General features: G+C 59.3%; 14 protein-coding genes. 4 read left to right on the plus strand and 10 right to left on the minus strand.

Going from position 1 to position 16,610, the window contains the following annotated elements:
- The first annotated feature begins 345 nt into the window (after positions 1-345).
- Positions 346-1,599 carry a flippase gene (locus AWB67_RS14145; RefSeq protein WP_087656880.1) on the plus strand — a complete coding sequence of 418 codons (1,254 nt, stop codon included), beginning with the start codon at positions 346-348 and terminating at the stop codon, positions 1,597-1,599.
- A 35-nt stretch (positions 1,600-1,634) separates the two neighbouring features.
- Here the strand turns inward: AWB67_RS14145 and AWB67_RS14150 are convergent, their stop codons facing one another.
- The 4 genes from AWB67_RS14150 to AWB67_RS14165 all read right to left on the minus strand — a co-directional run bounded on the left by AWB67_RS14150 (position 1,635) and on the right by AWB67_RS14165 (position 5,733).
- On the minus strand, positions 1,635-2,816 hold the full coding sequence (locus tag AWB67_RS14150) for a glycosyltransferase family 4 protein (protein WP_235025156.1): 1,182 nt from the start codon (positions 2,814-2,816) through the stop codon (positions 1,635-1,637).
- A gap of 271 nt (positions 2,817-3,087) precedes the next feature.
- The gene (locus tag AWB67_RS14155) at positions 3,088-4,203 is read right to left on the minus strand and encodes a glycosyltransferase family 4 protein (RefSeq protein ID WP_087656881.1); all 1,116 of its coding nucleotides are present in this window, start codon (positions 4,201-4,203) and stop codon (positions 3,088-3,090) included.
- 68 nt (positions 4,204-4,271) lie between these two features.
- Entirely contained in the window at positions 4,272-4,463 is a 192-nt protein-coding gene (locus AWB67_RS14160) for a hypothetical protein (RefSeq protein WP_087656882.1), read from the minus strand.
- A gap of 301 nt (positions 4,464-4,764) precedes the next feature.
- Complete coding sequence (locus AWB67_RS14165) at positions 4,765-5,733, minus strand: helix-turn-helix domain-containing protein (protein WP_235025157.1); 969 nt, start codon at positions 5,731-5,733, stop codon at positions 4,765-4,767.
- Between the two features lie 715 nt (positions 5,734-6,448).
- Here AWB67_RS14165 and AWB67_RS14170 point away from each other — a divergent pair.
- The gene (locus AWB67_RS14170; RefSeq protein WP_087656883.1) at positions 6,449-7,972 is read left to right on the plus strand and encodes a mannose-1-phosphate guanylyltransferase/mannose-6-phosphate isomerase; all 1,524 of its coding nucleotides are present in this window, start codon (positions 6,449-6,451) and stop codon (positions 7,970-7,972) included.
- A gap of 449 nt (positions 7,973-8,421) precedes the next feature.
- Entirely contained in the window at positions 8,422-9,153 is a 732-nt protein-coding gene (locus AWB67_RS14175; protein WP_087656884.1) for a Crp/Fnr family transcriptional regulator, read from the plus strand.
- Between the two features lie 112 nt (positions 9,154-9,265).
- Here the strand turns inward: AWB67_RS14175 and AWB67_RS14180 are convergent, their stop codons facing one another.
- On the minus strand, positions 9,266-10,135 hold the full coding sequence (locus tag AWB67_RS14180; protein WP_087656885.1) for an ATP-grasp fold amidoligase family protein: 870 nt from the start codon (positions 10,133-10,135) through the stop codon (positions 9,266-9,268).
- 608 nt (positions 10,136-10,743) lie between these two features.
- On the opposite strand from AWB67_RS14180, the gene AWB67_RS14185 reads away from it, so the two are divergent.
- On the plus strand, positions 10,744-11,967 hold the full coding sequence (locus tag AWB67_RS14185) for a glycosyltransferase family 4 protein (protein WP_087656886.1): 1,224 nt from the start codon (positions 10,744-10,746) through the stop codon (positions 11,965-11,967).
- 79 nt (positions 11,968-12,046) lie between these two features.
- On the opposite strand, the gene AWB67_RS14190 is transcribed toward AWB67_RS14185, so the two are convergent.
- From AWB67_RS14190 to AWB67_RS14210, 5 genes are all read right to left on the minus strand, one after another.
- Entirely contained in the window at positions 12,047-12,637 is a 591-nt protein-coding gene (locus tag AWB67_RS14190; protein WP_087656887.1) for a phosphatase PAP2 family protein, read from the minus strand.
- A 51-nt stretch (positions 12,638-12,688) separates the two neighbouring features.
- A complete protein-coding gene (locus tag AWB67_RS14195; RefSeq protein WP_087656888.1) occupies positions 12,689-14,062 on the minus strand; it encodes a UDP-glucose dehydrogenase family protein in 1,374 nt (457 codons plus the stop codon).
- A gap of 390 nt (positions 14,063-14,452) precedes the next feature.
- Complete coding sequence (locus tag AWB67_RS14200; RefSeq protein WP_087656889.1) at positions 14,453-15,124, minus strand: glycoside hydrolase family 19 protein; 672 nt, start codon at positions 15,122-15,124, stop codon at positions 14,453-14,455.
- Positions 15,125-15,509: 385 nt separating this feature from the next.
- Positions 15,510-15,767: a hypothetical protein gene (locus tag AWB67_RS14205; protein ID WP_087656890.1), complete on the minus strand. Its 258-nt coding sequence runs from the start codon at positions 15,765-15,767 to the stop codon at positions 15,510-15,512.
- A gap of 88 nt (positions 15,768-15,855) precedes the next feature.
- Positions 15,856-16,548 (minus strand): aspartate/glutamate racemase family protein, encoded by a 693-nt coding sequence (locus tag AWB67_RS14210; protein ID WP_087656891.1) that lies wholly within the window; start codon positions 16,546-16,548, stop codon positions 15,856-15,858.
- Positions 16,549-16,610 lie beyond the last annotated feature (62 nt).

Consider the following 16,610-nt stretch of genomic DNA (forward strand, 5'->3'; position numbering starts at 1 on the left):
CAACTAATTGCGAATCATGTGCAATTGTCCATAAGAGGCGCACCGCACTGAGTCTATTTCGCAACACATTTAATTTGCATGAAGATATGGCAATTCGCGTCTATAGTCCATCCGGCGAATGCGTGGCACGTGCGCGAACCGCTTGCGAGGATTGATTCGATGCGAGCGGCATTAAGCCTGTCAAGCCTTTCCGCGCGTGCACTACGCAAAAGTATTGTTTCCTCCACAATGAGACGTGCACGCATGGCTGCATGACTTCTTACCCCGTTTTGCGTACGTCGCGCTGGGCATCGCGCGACGTCTTGCAATGTCAATGCCCCAGCTCAAATCGAGGACAATTCGTATATGGCGTCATTCAAGAAGAACTTTGCGGTCTTGATGATGCTGCAGGTATCGACCTACGCGGTTCCCTTGATCACGCTCCCCCTGCTGACGCGAGTGTTGTCGCCCGAGGGCTACGGCCGCCTCGCGTTTTCGATGGCCTTCATCAATTACTTCATCGTTCTGACAAACTACGGCTTCGGCCTGACCGCCACGCCGCAGATTTCCATCAACCGCGGTAACCGTGCAGAACGTTCCCGGGTCTTCTGGGAGACGTTCATGGCGCAGACCGCCATTACAGTCGCCGGCTTCGTGCTGCTCATGGTCCTGACTTTCATCTTCCCGAGGCTTGGTGAGGATCGTGATCTTCTCATGCTCGGTTTTGGCATGGCAGTAGGGGCAATGCTGATTCCTACCTGGTATTTTCAGGGAGTCGAAGATCTGCGAGTCATCAGCTCGATCGTGTTCACCGGGCGCGTCCTGAGCGTGCCCGCGATGTATCTCCTCGTGCGCGACCGCAGCGACATTTATTGGGCGATGGGCGTGAATTCGCTCGTGCCGCTGCTCTCGGGCATCGCCATTGTCACGTACCTGTATTTAAGGCGTGAACTCGATTTCGTGCACACGTCCGTACGATCGATCGTAAAGGCGCTGAAGGACGGCTCGAGCGTCTTCATGGCGACCGCCATCACCGATTTCTATGCGTCAAGCAACATCGTTCTGCTCGCGCTGATTTCGGGCAACGTCGCGGCCGGCTATTTCGCAGCGGGCGACAAGCTTATCCGGGCCGCTTTAGGCATGATGAGCCCGCTCAAGACCGCGGCGTATCCGCGCATCAGTTATCTCATGCACCACTCGCGCGAAGACGCATTCGCGTTCCTGCGCAAAATGCTTGCGTTCCAGGGAACGGTCGTCGCAATCATCTCGCTCACGATCTTTTTGGGCGCACCGCTTGCCGTCAAGATCCTCTATGGACCGCAGTTCCTGCCGACGGTCGAAGTCCTGCGCTGGATGGCGTTCGTGCCGTTCATGTCGGGCATTGCGGATGTGTTCGGCGTTCAGACGATGCTGCCGCTCGGCATGAAGGCGCATTTCAGCCGCGTGCTGCTCGGTTCGGCGACGCTGAACTTCGTGCTGCTCGCCGTGCTGTCGAAGCTCTTCGCCGAGCAGGGCGCTGCGGCGACGGTGCTCGCGGTGCAGACGTGCGTCGCCATTGCGATGGCGACGACGCTCTACATGCAAGGGGTTCCGTTTCTCAAGCGGCGCGTCGCGGAGTAAGGCGGCGCTTGCCGCCTACCGCGCGACGGCCGTTCTTAGACGGCTTTTTTCAAGGCGCTGTGATAGACGTCGATGTATGCATCCACCATCGATGCGGGACTGAAACTCTTGGCGTGATTGAGCAAGCGGTCGTGCACCGTGGCGCTCTTGAGCAACTCGATGGCATCACGAATCTTTTCGATGATCGTGTGCGGCTTTTCGATATCGAAGATGAGGTGTGAATCCGGCTCGATGACTTCGGGAATGCCACCGGTATTCGCGCCGACGACCGGCACGCCATGCGAATACGCTTCGACCGTCACGCGCCCGAACGGCTCGTTCCAGATGGAAGGCACCACCAGTATGTCGATGCTGCTTAGGAAGTCGCCCGCTTTCACATGCCCGAGAAACTCCACTCGCGGATCACGATACTTGGTCTGCAGGCTCTCCATGTAACCCGCGTCGCCTTTGCCGCCGATCGCTAGTGTCCAGTCAAGCGTATCGTCGGCGAGCAACTGGTCAAGCAGAATCTCAAGTCCCTTTTCAGGCGATACGCGTCCAAGCAGACCGAGGCGCACGGCGCCTCCGCCATAGCGGCGACTGCGTTCCGTGGGCGCGGCTGAGTCCTTGAACGGCACGTAGCAGTTGCTGATTACCGCGGTGCGCGTGGCTTGCGGGAAATAGCCGCTATCGAGATGCTTTTGCAAGACGAAGCGACTCACGCCTATCGCCACATCGACACGCGCCGATGCCGCCTTCTTCGGCCCCGCATACAGCGCGCACATCCCGCATTGACGTGTGCATGTCTTGGCATGCGAGAACATCGTGGACGTGGGGCACATCAGGTAATAGTCGCGTGCCGTATGCACGATCGGCACGCCGGCCTTTCGTGCAATACGCCAGATGTCGATCGAAAGACACGACAGGTTGCTCGTATTGATGATGTCCGGCTTCTCGCGCGCAATGATGTTTCGCAGCTTGCGCGCCATCATGACGTTATGCACGTCGATGGCATGCCACATGAGCTTGGCGACGCGCGAGTGTTTCTTGGGCTGATGCGGCCAGTAGAGATTGACCGAGCGCAGATGGTAGATCTTCACGCCATTCAATTCGCTGAGGCGATCGACACCCGTGCCGGTTGCGCACACGACGCAGACTTCATTGCCGGCGGCGCTTAACCCCTCGGCCAGGATGCGCGTCGATACTTCGGCGCCTCCGACTGAATCGGGGTGGTACAAGGTGTTTGCAATTAGTATTTTCACGGCGTTCAAACTGGTTCGTGGTCTTCGATACAGGCGCCCTCGAAATGCATTTGCGATAAAGGCGTGCCGAGGGCGATGAGTGCACCGGTGCAGTCACAGCGAGAAGGCCAATCGAACGGGCCGCGATTGCGACGTTCGTGATCCTTGTTAAGCAGAGTGTAAGCTAATCCTCTGGCGTTCGGAAGACGCGAGGGGCAATGATACATGTCGTGCGCTAAGTTTCCTCTTAGGGTTGGCTATACCAGGCTCATTCAGCGGACGATCGTGCTTCGTAGTAGCGCGCAGTCTCGGGGCTACTGCCATAGAGGATCTGCGCGAGCCTGCTGGCCGCGCGCTCCCATTTGAACTGGCTCGCATGCTTCAGGCCCATCTGGCGATGCCGCTCGCGCACGTCGGGCTGCGTCACCATGCGTTCGATCTTGGCGGCGATGTCGTCGACGGAATTCGCATCGCAGTACATGGCCGCGTCGCCGCATACCTCGGGAAGCGACGCTTCCGTCGATGTGATGACCGGGCATCCGCAATACATTGCCTCGAGCGGAGGCAGGCCGAAGCCTTCGTAAAGCGAGGGGAAGACGAGGCATGCCGCGTTGCTATAGAGCGCTTTCAGCTCTCCATCGGAGACGAAGCCCGCCCATGTCACGCGTTCCGAGTCGGCTTTTTGCGCGGCGCTATCCGAAGCGAATATCCGGGGATTGGCGCCGCCCGCAACCACGAAATGAATGTTGGGAACATGACCCAGCTTGTTGATCGCCTGCAGCACGCGTTGCAGATTCTTGCGTGGATCGAGACTGCCCACGATCACGCAATAAGAATCCTTGACGAGCGTGAGCCGCGTAAGAATCGACGGGTCTGCCGTGATGCGGTCCAGATGATCAGCGCCTGGCCGGATCACTTCGACCTGTGATTCGTCGATACGAAGATGATGGCAGATGCGTTCTTTTGAGAAACTGGAGACGGTAAGAATGAGCCGCGTCTGCCGGCGCAATATCGAAAATTTCATTCGATACCACAGCAGGAATTTCTTTGAGAACGCGTGTGGCACATCGTAGACGGCCATGTCGTGAATCATCACGAGTTGGCGGCGCTTGAGCAGCGGGCCGGTGTTGCACAGGCTGATGAGCGTGTCGCGACCCGCCGCGATTGGCAAGGCAATCTGCTCCCAGAGATTGCCTTTGAGCGATCCACCGATACGCGCAGTCCGTGACGCGAGTCCGAGGTCGGCGGCACTACGCGGCACGATGACCTCCAGTTCGCTTGCCGACGACGCGCGCGCCTGCATGGCGCGGGTCAGTTCGTAAGCGACGCGCTGAACGCCGGTGATGCGTTGTGCTGCGAACTTGCCGTTGATTGCAAACCCCATGACTTCCCCGTGTGATGCCGCTTGCTGATTATGCAGCCGGACCGCAGCGCGGGCCGGCCGGATGCGCTTTATTCTTCGCGTGCCAGAGCTTCGCGCGGCATGCGCGAGTCGGCGTTCCATTCTTCGAGATCGAACCGGTCGACGATGTCCATCAACATATGCAGGTCCGCGACGAGCACCGCGGACGACTTCATGTTCAATGCATCAGCGGTGTTGATCGACTTTCGTATGCGCTCTAGTGCAAGCTGCTGTGCTTTCATGCGGTGTTCTCCAGAATCAACGAACCGGGCATGTCGCTCATGTCGACATGGCACGGTGGTGTGAGGGGAAGAGGCGTAGCGAAGAGCAGCGCGCCTCGGTATAAACGTCAGTTGCGCGGTTCTGCGTTACGACTTTCAATAGCGTCGGGCCCGGAGTTCTGGGCCTCGCTCTTACGTTATTTCGCGCGCGAAGTTTGTCTCTGTGCGGAAACTCACATATCGATAAGCCGCTCCAAAGTGCAAGGAGCGCAGCATGCGTGTAGCTACGGAGCATGCTTTTGCTATTTTCCCTGGCTCAGGCTTACGACTCCATCTGTTCCTGCACGCCCGCTCCGCCGTCCGCACGATATGCCGTCGGCGACATGCCATAGCGCCTGCGAAAGAGTCTTCCCAGACGATCTCCATTGCCCATGCCGCAACGTCGCGCGATCTTGTCCACCGGCAGGTCGCTCTCAATCAGCAGGCGGCAGATCAATTCGAACCGAACGTTCATCAAATATTGCTGGGGCGTAACGCCGAACTCCGCCTTGAACCGTCGCAGGTAGTTCCGATTGCTCATTGCAGCGACTTCGGCGGCATCCGAGATGGAGATCGATTTGCTGAAATTCTCCTTGATCCATCCAGCCGACGCGTGAATCTTGTCGGTAGTGGTCGTCACCGACATATCGCCTGCGGGCGCATTCGAATGCTCGAGCGGCTGCGGCTGCAATTCGCTGACGACGCGCCTCGCCACGTTGGGCCCGAAATCCGCCTCTATCTTTGCAAGGGCCAGATGAACGGGCGCTTCGCAGCCGGACCACGCGGCCATCGGGATGTCCTTGAACCAATAGATGGGCACGGTCGGCGCGCGGCCCTTTGTGCCTTCGGACGCACTGCGTTGCGTGTGGTCGTTGCCATCCGATATTGCGCGCTCGGACCCGAATAGCCACGCGAGCAAATGCGGATCATGGTCGGCCATCGCCTCGCTCTTGCTGCAGGCAACGAACAGCGCGTCGAAGTCGCCGACCGAATACTCGTGCAGGTGATGGGTCCATATCGATATCGATGACGACGTCGATATGTTGCCGCCGCTGCGCGAGATCAGCGAAAGATGATAGGCGGGTCCGGCGCTCGAGCCCGCCTGAAGTTCGTTCGCGAGCCGGAACGCCTCGCTGATGACGCCGGCGTTATAGATGCAGCATTGCTCGAACAGGAGCAGTCCGATATGTCGAGCGGCTCTCGTGCAAGATTCAAGTCGCTTGCTTTGCGATGGTGCAGAGACAGTCGACATGTTCATTGGTTTCCTTCCAATTCACGCGATCCAAAGGTTGTGCGATGCATCGTAGGAAGATTCCGGCCTAGGCGAAAATCGCCGGGCGGATTCCGACAGTATTTTGGCCGATTTGGCGGCTGTTCATTTTACCAAAGCGTTTCATAATATTATTAGAAATACACATACGGCCGTTATTAAATCGTAATACATTTATAAAAGCTTTTCTTCGCTTATTATCTATTCTTTTAACGTGCAAGATATTGGCGCATTTCGCGCCACGTTGAATAAATAAAATTGTTACTTCGGCGAAAGCCTTGTCAGGACAGGGTTTCCTTCATATTGAAGGAGAATCCATGTAACGAAGCACGGCAATAATGACATGCTGTTATTCATCGTGAACATATTGCCTGGCGCTGAAACAAAATGAAGGCTTTTGTTACACTCTCATTTCGCATCGCGCAATTCGGCCCCGACGCCTCACCTATTTCGGACAAGACCACGACGTTTTTGGCCGCCGGTGTTTTTTGGCGAATTGGTGCGTCTATGCTTCACCGCAGCAACACTTCTTGTTGGCATAACCGTACATATCGGCCAGTTCCCCGGTGCCATAGCGCCGAGCGAGCTGTTGCTGTCTCTCGCTGACCGAACCGCGGCCGGCGAGGAAGATCGTTTGTATTGCCCGCATCGCTGATCAAGCGACCGCTACGCAACGATATAGACCGGAGTGTGCAGAATGAGCTTTCAAGGCGAAGCCAGTGAGGGGGCAATACTCGAGGTTTCGAATCGCGATGCAGACCCGACGAGCGACCTTGCGGTCCTTCCGCTATGCCCGGTGATCCTGGCCGGTGGCTCGGGAACACGGCTCTGGCCGATCTCGCGCAAGCAATTTCCAAAGCAGCTCGCAGGCGTGATGGGTCCGGGCTCGCTTTTGCAGATGACGATCCAGCGTGTCGCGGGGTTGTCGCGCCACCGCGCGGCCGAAATCCCGCCCATCGTCGTGTGCGGGGACGAGCACCGCTTCATGACCGCACAGCAGCTCGAAGAGATCGGTGTCGGCGCGCGGCTCATCATTGAGCCGGTGAGCCGCAATACGGCACCGGCGCTATCGCTCGCTGCGATGCTCGCTCAAAGCGGCGAAGCGGATTGCGTACTCGTTGTCATGCCGGCCGATCACCTGATTCGCGACAGCGCAGCGTTCCAGCGTGCCGTGCTGCGCGCGGCACGCTTCGCTGCGCGTGGCGCACTCGTCTCGCTTGGTGTGCGGCCGACGCGCGCGGACACGGGCTTCGACTACGTCAAGCTGGGCGATGCCATCGAGGACGGCGCCTACGAGATCGAACGCTTCATCGAAAAGCCGGAGATCGACGCCGCGACCGAATACTTCGCCTCCGGCGCGTACTGGTGGAACAGCGGCATCTTCGTCGTGCGCGCGAGCGTATGGCTCGACACGTTGCAGCGCCTTCAGCCTGCGATGCATGAATCGTGCAAGGCGGCCTTCGATGGCGGACGCGCGGACGGTGCGTGCTTTCTGCCCGAGCGCCAGGCCTTTGCGACCGTACCCGACGATTCGATCGACTACGCCGTGATGGAGCATCTCTGGCAGGACGCGGGCGCGACGGGCGTCGTCGTGCCGCTCGAGACGTCGTGGTCCGATCTCGGCTCATGGAACGCGATCTGGGATGCCCACGACAAGGACGAAGACGGCAACGTCGCCAAAGGCCGCGTGGTCTTTGAAGGCGCGATGTCGTGCTATGCGCAATCGGAAGGGCGCCTTGTCGCATGCGTCGGCGTGACGAACATCGCGGTGATCGAGACGGCGGATGCCGTGTTGGTCGCGGACCGTTCGCGCGTGCAGGAGGTGAAGAGCGTGGTCGGCCGCATCACCGAGCAGCACAGCCCCGAAGCCGAATCGCATCGCAAGGTGTATCGGCCGTGGGGCAGCTATGACTCGATCGACAAGGGCAGCCGCTTCCAGGTCAAGCGGATCATCGTGCGCCCGGGTGCGCGACTGTCGCTGCAGTTGCATCATCACCGCGCGGAGCATTGGACCGTCGTCAGCGGTACCGCCATCGTGACGCGCGGCGAAGAGAGTTTCATGCTTGGCGAGAATGAATCGACATACATCCCCTTGGGCGTCAAGCACCGCCTGGAAAACCCGGGCAAGGTGCCGCTCGAGATCATCGAAGTGCAGTCGGGTTCGTATCTTGGCGAAGACGACATCGTGCGTTTCGACGACACATACGGCCGCGTGAGCTGAAGCCACGCGGATCAAGCACCGCGCGACAAGAGAGACGACGTCTCTTATCACGCGTTGGCCGAAGAAGATTGAAACAGACGGGGCAAAGTCGCCGCGTGCCTCCTTTGGCAAGCGTCAAGGACGACACGGCGGCTTTCACCGTTGCCGTCGCCGGGAGGATCGTTCGAAACGTGTCAAAGATGCCACACAGGCGCCGTTGTATTCGCGCGTATTCATCAGGGTGACCAATAGCTGCCGGATGATCGTTCGCAAGAAGCGCCAATCCCTGTCCCATCATGCGAGATGGCTTGAGGACAGGGGCTTTGGATCAAGAAGGTTGCGTCCGGAAAGGCGCATTTCATGTGCGCCATTTCTGTTTCGAAGACGGTAACCAATGTAAGAAAGTCAAACGATAAGCCCGCGTGGCCAGTAAAGCGCGGTTCAATGCGCATATTCACGAGAGCACACCTATGTTGAACCTACAGTCAGATCTACACGGAAATCACCTGCTACGCGCGCTGCCAGCGGACGAATGGCAAGCGCTTGCGCCCGATCTCGAACTCGTCCAGTTGCGCGGGGCCCAGTTGCTGTGCCACGCGAGCCATCGCTTCAGGCACGTCTACTTCCCGACCACCGCAATTATCTCCCTGTTGCACACGATGGAAGACGGACGATCCGTCGAGATTGCCGCAGTCGGCCGCGAAGGCATGACCGGCGTGCCGGTATTGACGGACGGCGAAACGATGCCGACGACCGTCGAAGTGCAATGCGGCGGCTCGGCGTATCGCATGGATGCGCAACTGTTGCGCGAGCACTTGCGCCGCTCGGATTTCCTGCGCCGCCTGATGATGCTCTACATGCAGGCGCTTTTTACGCAGGTTGCGCAGACCGCTGCATGCAATCGACATCACTCTTTGAGCAAGCAGCTTTGCCGTTGGCTGCTCATCGAGCTCGATCGCGCTTCATCGAACCAGTTGCAGGTCACGCAGCAGCATATCGCCGACCTGCTCGGCGTGCGTCGCGAGGGCATCACCGAAGCCGCGGGGCAGTTGCACGCGAACGGTGTCATCTATCAGACGCGCGGATGCATCAAGGTGCTCGACCGCGAAGCGCTCGAAGCACGCGCGTGCGAATGCTACGGTCTCGTCAAGGGAGAGTTCAGCCGCTTGCTGCCGACCATGCGCGCGACTGAAACGGCTTAAGGCGTTACAGGCAGCGCGAGCGCTTTTGCGTGAAGCATGCCTAAAGCACGAATGCCCGGCCACAACGTTCATCGTGGCCGGGCATTCGGGGAGGAGCGTAGGCAATTGAAGCCTACACGCCCATCAACTGGCCCCACTGGTAGTCGACGATGTCCGGTCGCATCGGAAACACGCCAGCGCCCGGCGTGAACGTCAACTCGCCGAAGTAGATCTTGTCTTCGGGTGCGTAGAGGTCGACGCGTACGTATTCGAAATCTGCCGCGAGCGCTGTCGCGACTGACAGAAGCTCCTCGTAGTTCGCCGGACGCGGTTCAGGCTTCTCGCTGCGTGGATAGTGGCCGATGGCGATGTCGAGCCGGTTCCACTCTCCGTCGTACATGTCGCCGCGCGGATGCTCGCCGAAGCGATCGGAGATCAGGGCGGTGTAGATGGTCGGCTTGACGGCGCCTCGCGAGAGGAAGCAGTGGATCTTGATGTCGGCGGGAACGATGCCGCTCGGTTCGATGAGCAGTTCCTCGAAGAAAATGCGCGGCTTGATCGTGCGGTAATGGCGTTCACGCGCGACACGATAGAAGTCGGTCACGAGCCATTGTTGCGCGAGCGCATCGAGTTCGTCGAAGGACGTTTCCGACTTGTCGCGCACGATCTTGACGAAGCCGCTGCCGTGGTTAGCCTTCATGACGAACGTTTTCGGCAGGGCGTCGAACACTTCTTGCGTGAACGCGTCGGGGTTGGCGATGAGCGGGATCAGATACTGCTCACCGACCTTGCGCCGCACGTAATCGCGCACCGTGAGCTTGTCGGTCAGATCGACGAAGCGCGGGTCCGGATACAGGCAGCGATGCAGAATTTTTTCGTTGAACGTTGTCGGAGTTTTGACGTTGGGAAAGCGGCCTACCTTGTGGCGATGGGCAATGCTCAGGTACACGCTGTCAGGCAGCAGGTCCTTGGCGCCGTCGAACAGCCTTTTGGAAAACGACATCGTTTCTCTCCTTGTTAAGGACGCATGCTAGCGTTTTGAAGGTTGTGCACGACCTTTCAGGACATCCCCGACGGTTACAAGTCTAACGAGGCTTGCGCGGCTGCAAAGGGACTCCACGTTCGGTGACGAGCTTTGCACGGCCTGGCCAGCTCGGCGACATGGGACTCGTTAGAGTCGCAACTTCCTCGGCTTGCTTTCAATCGTATAACCCATTATGGGCAAGTTGTATTCCTCTGGTGGTGCGCTAACCAACAGACACGGACATAAGCTTGTCAGGCGGCGGAAGAAAGTCCAAAACTGCGGTACGCACAGGTGTAGTTTGCAACGGCCTTGCCAAAAAGCACGAATGAACAGTGTCGGAGGAGAGACAGGAAAAGAGGGGACGAAAAAAGGCGGAGCGCCAATGCTGGCGCCTCGATGAAGGGCATTGGCGGTTGAAGCCGGACCTTTGAACGTAACGGGCGCTCAATAGCGGGTATGAACCCTTGCGATTCCATTGCGGATATCGATATGTACGCCACCCCACCAAACTTAGAGGTTTTCCCTAGGAGTATAAGTTCGTACCGTTGGATTTCTTCAACCCACCGTTTTAGAGCGAGAGAGATGCCGTGAAAGTTGCCATTGTCCACGACTGGCTTGTGGTGTCGGGGGGCGCCGAAAAGGTGCTGCAGCAGATCATCGAGTGTTTCCCGAACGCTGATATCTTTACCCTCGTCGATTTCCTCGAGGACCGTACGTGCATCAAGGGCCGTCCGGTGCAGTCGTCATTTATACAGAAACTTCCGTTCGCGAAGAAGCGCTATCGGGGCTATTTGCCGCTCATGCCGCTCGCGATCGAACAGATCGACCTCTCGGGCTACGATCTCGTCATTTCGAGCTCGTATGCGGTCGCCAAGGGCGTGCTGACCGGTCCCGATCAGTTGCATGTCAGTTACGTGCATTCGCCGATTCGCTACGCGTGGGACCTGCAACATCAGTACCTGAAGGAGTCTGGGCTTTCCAAGGGCTTCAAGTCGATTCTTGCGCGTATCCTGCTTCACTACATTCGCGGCTGGGACGCGCGTTCGGCTAATGGGGTCGATTACCTGATAGCGAATTCGCATTTCATCGCGAGGCGCATCAAGAAGGCCTATCAACGTGAATCGACGGTGATCTACCCGCCGGTCGACGTGCGCTCTTTATCGGTCCGCGCGCAGAAGGACGATTTTTACTTGACCGCTTCGCGCATGGTCCCGTACAAGCGCATCGACATGATCGTCAGGGCGTTCTCGATGACGCCCGAGCGGCGGCTAGTCGTGATCGGCGACGGTCCCGATATGGAAAAGGTCAAGGCGGTTGCCGGGCCAAATGTCCAGATCATGGGATACCAGTCGTTCGAGGTGTTGCGCGATCACATGCAACGCGCGCGTGCATTCGTATATGCAGCCGAGGAGGACTTCGGCATCTCGATTATCGAAGCGCAGGCGTGCGGCACGCCGGTCATCACATACGGCAAGGGCGGCGCGCTCGAAACGGTCATCGGCATGCCGCGCGAGCGGCCGACTGGCGTGTTCTTCCAGGAGCAGTCAGCGGAGGCGTTGGTCGACGCCGTCGAACGCTTCGAGCGCAATTCGCATCTCTTCGATCCGAATGTCTGCCGCGAAAACGCCGAACGCTTCTCGACGGAGAAGTTCAAGGCATCGCTCTCTGCCTTCATCGAAGTGCGGCTTGCGCGCTTCCGCTCGGAGACGGCAGTGGCACCACGTCCGGCACGCAGCGAGACGCCGGCGACGGTGACGCGCATCGGCGAGGCATCGAACGCAGAAGAAAGAGTGGCGGTCCGGCATCAGTGACCGGCTAGCGTAAAAAAGAGGGCGCGTTGAAGAAATTCAACGCGCCCTCTTTGTTGTGATGCTTGCGGTTTCGATGCGGTCAAAAACGCATCGTGACCTCATGTGAGACCAGCGCGCGCAGAGCTGGCGAATGCGTGTCGATCATTTCCTCGAACGGCATGCTGCGTCCGTAAGCGAGCATCGCTACGAGAGCGAATCCGACCATCGCCCCCGCCGGCCAGCGCGGTTCCGCAGCGCTTCGCGTATAAGCCCGCAGGAACAATGCGGCAACGGCTGCGCCCACGAACCATCCCGAGATCACTTCGATCGGCGAGTGCGATTGATCGTGCACGCGCACGACAGCGGTCGCCGCGCCGATCAGCAGCCCCATCGCGACGCCCGGCGCCTTGCCGAGCAAGACCCTGTCGGACAGCAGCGCCAGGACGACGGTCATCGTGGCCGTCGCCAGCATCGTGTGGCCGCTGACCATGCGAAAACCGATCGCGTCGATCTCCGTGTGCCATCCCGCGTGGATGATCTTCGTGGCGCCCACCAGCCCCATACCGAGGGCCAGTGTGACGATCCAGCGCACGGCAAGCCTCCAGCGCGATGTCGCGAGCCAGAGTGCGCAGGCGAAGGCGATCGGAAGGCTGAACCCCGCATCGCCGACGTTGGTAAGAATATGCCCCATCATTTCCTTTTTGGTCAGGCGAAAACGATCGGGCTTGCGACGTGGATGCCGTTACATCGGCTCCACACTGCGTCGCCCGATGGCTTCGTACACGAAGCCCAGTTCCGCCATGTTTTCCGGTTCGTAAAGGTTACGTCCGTCAAAAATCAACGGCGCGTTCATACGTGCATGAAGCGTGCCGATGTCCGGACTCTTGAACGCTTTCCACTCCGTCACGATCACGAGCGCATCGGCGCCCGACACCGCATCGTATTGCTGCGAACAGAAATGCAGGCGCTGGCTAAAGGCCGGCTGATCGGCGAGATCGAGCGCCAGCACACGTTCCGCTTCATCCTGCGAGACCGGGTCGTACGCGCGGATCGTCGCGCCCCGTGCGAGCAGCGCCGTGATCAGCGCGCGGCTCGGTGCTTCGCGCATGTCGTCGGTATTCGGCTTGAACGCGAGGCCCCACACGGCGATCGTCTTGCCCGTCAAATCGTCACCGAGACGCGCGCAGATCTTGTGGACGAGCACGCTCTTTTGCGCCTCATTCACCGATTCGACCGCATCGAGTATCTGGAGGTTCGCGCCGCGTTCCTGCGCTGTGCGGATTAGCGCACGCACGTCCTTCGGAAAGCACGAGCCGCCGTAGCCGCAGCCGGCGTACAGAAAGTGATAGCCGATGCGCGGGTCCGAGCCGATGCCGCGCCGCACCGCTTCGATGTCCGCGCCTACGATGTCCGCGAGATTCGCCATCTCGTTCATGAACGAGATGCGGGTCGCGAGCATTGCATTGGCCGCGTACTTCGTGAACTCGGCGGAACGCACGTCCATGTACATCGTACGTTCGTGATTGCGGTTGAACGGCGCGTAGAGGCGCATGAGCATCGCGCGGGCGCGTTCGCCGTCGGCGTCGTCCGCGATACCGAGCACGATGCGGTCCGGGCGCATGAAGTCTTCGACCGCGGCGCCTTCCTTCAGGAACTCCGGATTCGATACGACCGAGAAGCCGTGTTTGACGCCGCGCGCATCGAGCGCCGCGCGCATGGTGGCCTGCACGCGATCCGCCGTGCCGACGGGCACCGTCGATTTGTCGACGATCACCTTGAAGCCTTCCGCATACTTGCCGATCTGCTCGGCGGCGGCGAGCACGTATTGAAGATCGGCGGAGCCGTCCTCATCGGGCGGCGTGCCCACGCAGATGAACTGCACGTCGCCGTGTTCGACCGCTTTCGCGACGCTCGTCGAAAACTTGATGCGGCCTGCCTTGACATTGCGCTCGATCAGTTCCTTCAGGCCCGGCTCGTGGATCGGAATGCCGCCGTGATTGAGGATGTCGATTTTTTTTGCGTCGACATCGAGGCAAAAGACGCTGTTGCCGATTTCCGCAAGACAGGCGCCGGTAACGAGGCCAACGTAGCCCGTGCCAATGACAGTAACTTTCATATGTCCCGCTCGTCGTCGAAAGGTTAAAGGATTCTTTCCAGGAAATGCCGCGCGCACGAGCAAAACGCATGGCGTCTTTCGCCTGCTGCGCGGCATGTCGAATCGAAGAGGTAAAGCCTTCGGGAGTATTCGGTGAGGCGTGGCCGATAACAGCTAGGCTTTGGCGGCTGTCACCGATGTGCTTTCACGAACTCGATGCAAAGAGGGTTGCGCGGTGTGTTGCGGGTGACTCGTTCAGCGCTAAATATCCTCGCCCTTATCCTATCGTGGGAAACCCTCAGCTTTGTGGGCAAGGCAACTGAAGGGAACAATTAATTGATGGTCAAGGAAATTGGCTTTTTGTTTTTGGCGGCGGCATGTGGGCCGATCACAATGCCACCGCCGTCCACTTCAGGCAACCGCGCTGCCGTTCGCCGGTTGCACGCCGAGCGCGTTGCTTGCCAGTTCGAATGCGTCGTCGCGTCCTTCGGCGCCGGCCTTCGCCGGATTGATCACCTTCGTGATCTGCTGGAAGTTGCCAGCATCGGCGAGTTCGTTGCAGCCGTGCGATTTCCAGAACCATGCGGCGACGAGCGCGGCGACGTTCGCATCGTTGCGCACGAGATCGGCGTTGGTCACGAGGTCCGTGCCGATCGCCTTGCCTGCGCTGTCGAAGTTGGCCTTGAACGTGAGCTGGATGAGTCCTGAGCCGCGATACATCCAGCCATCGCCGCTTGTCGCAGGACCATTGCCGAAGCGGTTCTGATACAGCAAGTTTGCGAGCTGCTGCTGACGCGCCGGCGGCACAGACTTTTCGCCGGGCTGGCGGCCGAGCGAACTGCACTGCGCAGGCGTCAGCGATGAGAACACCGCATGCAAGCGGTCCGCTGCATAGTTGAAACTCTCGGCGACCGGCGGCAGCGGAAAGCGTCCGCTCTCGTAGGCGACCTGCGCAAGAAAGGCGGCTTGACGCGCGGGCGTGTTGATCTCGAAACGCTCCATCGCATTCGTGATCGGCGTGAGCCAAAAGTTCGCGCTCGCCGCAGAGGCGCCGGTCGCTGCCATGAAGGTTGACTGGTCCATGCTGTTCTCCAAGTCCGAGTGGTGTAAGAGACACCTTCGTTCGTCGTCAGGAGGGTTGCGTCGACGAGGTGTCGATCGGCCAGTGTTGGAGTGAGATGCTTTTTTGCGCGGCCTTGAGTGGTCGAATGCGACTCAGCCGGATGCGGCTCAGGGTATCGACCTGCGTATGGTTTTAGCACTCTTCGATTTGAAGATCATGTTTTGAATGATCGCGAATGAGCGCTTCGTCACACTTCGGTCTGTGTGGCGAACGGTGCATGGTGAACCGTCGATGCTATGGGATGCAGAACGCTTCGAGACTATGACGATCCTGCGCAAGATTCTCCTATCGCTTGCGCGGATCGTACTAACGGGAGAGACGCGCCGTGTGCTTGCGCGTCGCTGTCTATTCTTTTTCTGCAGGCTTCGGCAGCGCGCGGCCAGATTGCGTCCCAGCGAGCAGGAACGGCTGCCACGCGCGCATGACTTCGCCCCAAAGAAGAAACGGCGACGCGAACGGAAGGAGGAGCCATCGCGCGGCATCGAACGATGGCGTTGCGGTGATGTGGATCGTGATGCCTTCGGCATTCTGGTCCGGCAGCGTGCGACGGGTGATCTCCACGTCGATGGCGGGAAGGTGCGCGGTCAACTTCGTTTCGTCCATGTTCAGCCTCGCTGGTGGCGCGTGAATTCGCGCGGTCATGGTATCCGTTGACTCTCCAGGCGGCAAGAATCCGAAATTTATAGCTGCTTCAAGTCAACGCCCAATCCACTGCAGCCTGCGCATGCAGCGCGGTGGTATCGAACACCGGCAGCGTCACATCGTCCTGCGCGATCAGGATCGCGATCTCCGTGCAACCGAGGATCACGCCTTCGACCCCCTGTGCCTGCATGCCTTCGATGACGCGTCGATACTCGTCACGCGAAGCATCGCGCAAGACCCCGTGGCAAAGCTCGTCATAGATGATTCGATGCACGAGCGCGCGATCTTCCGCGCCGGGCACGACCACATCGATGCCATGCCGTTCTTCCATACGGCCACGATAGAACGCCTGCTCCATCGTGAACGCGGTGCCGAGAAGACCGACACGCCGCACGCCGGCATTGCGCAATGCCTGTGCGGTCGGATCGACGATATGCAGGAGCGGTATCTGCAACGCGGCTTCGAGCGCAGGCGCCACGCGGTGCATCGTGTTCGTACAGAGCAGCACGAAATCCGCGCCAGCCGCTTCGACTTGCTGCGCGGCCTCTGCCATGCGCTCTCCGAGTTCGTCCCAGCGCTCTTCATGCTGCAAGGCCTTGATCTCTTCGAAGCTCACGGTGACCATCACACTGCGCGCATTGCGATGACCGCCGAGCCGCGCCTTCATGTCCTGATTGATCAAGCGGTAATACTCGACCGATGATTCCCAACTCATCCCGCCGATCAGTCCGATTGTTTTCATGCTGATTTCTTTGAGCGCCTGGAGCGCGTTTGCGATTGACGAGGGCGCAAATATAGCAGGCG

This window comes from Caballeronia terrestris (assembly GCF_001544515.1).
Lineage (GTDB): Bacteria > Pseudomonadota > Gammaproteobacteria > Burkholderiales > Burkholderiaceae > Caballeronia > Caballeronia terrestris.

What these genes read in the sequence shown, in the direction of transcription:
- AWB67_RS14145 (WP_087656880.1), top strand. Translation starts at nt 346, where the DNA reads ATGGCGTCATTCAAGAAGAACTTTGCGGTCTTGATGATGCTGCAGGTA.
- AWB67_RS14155 (WP_087656881.1), bottom strand. Translation starts at nt 4,203, where the DNA reads ATGGGGTTTGCAATCAACGGCAAGTTCGCAGCACAACGCATCACCGGC.
- AWB67_RS14160 (WP_087656882.1), bottom strand. Translation starts at nt 4,463, where the DNA reads ATGAAAGCACAGCAGCTTGCACTAGAGCGCATACGAAAGTCGATCAAC.
- AWB67_RS14165 (WP_235025157.1), bottom strand. Translation starts at nt 5,733, where the DNA reads ATGTCGACTGTCTCTGCACCATCGCAAAGCAAGCGACTTGAATCTTGC.
- AWB67_RS14170 (WP_087656883.1), top strand. Translation starts at nt 6,449, where the DNA reads ATGAGCTTTCAAGGCGAAGCCAGTGAGGGGGCAATACTCGAGGTTTCG.
- AWB67_RS14175 (WP_087656884.1), top strand. Translation starts at nt 8,422, where the DNA reads ATGTTGAACCTACAGTCAGATCTACACGGAAATCACCTGCTACGCGCG.
- AWB67_RS14180 (WP_087656885.1), bottom strand. Translation starts at nt 10,135, where the DNA reads ATGTCGTTTTCCAAAAGGCTGTTCGACGGCGCCAAGGACCTGCTGCCT.
- AWB67_RS14190 (WP_087656887.1), bottom strand. Translation starts at nt 12,637, where the DNA reads ATGGGGCATATTCTTACCAACGTCGGCGATGCGGGGTTCAGCCTTCCG.
- AWB67_RS14195 (WP_087656888.1), bottom strand. Translation starts at nt 14,062, where the DNA reads ATGAAAGTTACTGTCATTGGCACGGGCTACGTTGGCCTCGTTACCGGC.
- AWB67_RS14200 (WP_087656889.1), bottom strand. Translation starts at nt 15,124, where the DNA reads ATGGACCAGTCAACCTTCATGGCAGCGACCGGCGCCTCTGCGGCGAGC.
- AWB67_RS14205 (WP_087656890.1), bottom strand. Translation starts at nt 15,767, where the DNA reads ATGGACGAAACGAAGTTGACCGCGCACCTTCCCGCCATCGACGTGGAG.
- AWB67_RS14210 (WP_087656891.1), bottom strand. Translation starts at nt 16,548, where the DNA reads ATGAAAACAATCGGACTGATCGGCGGGATGAGTTGGGAATCATCGGTC.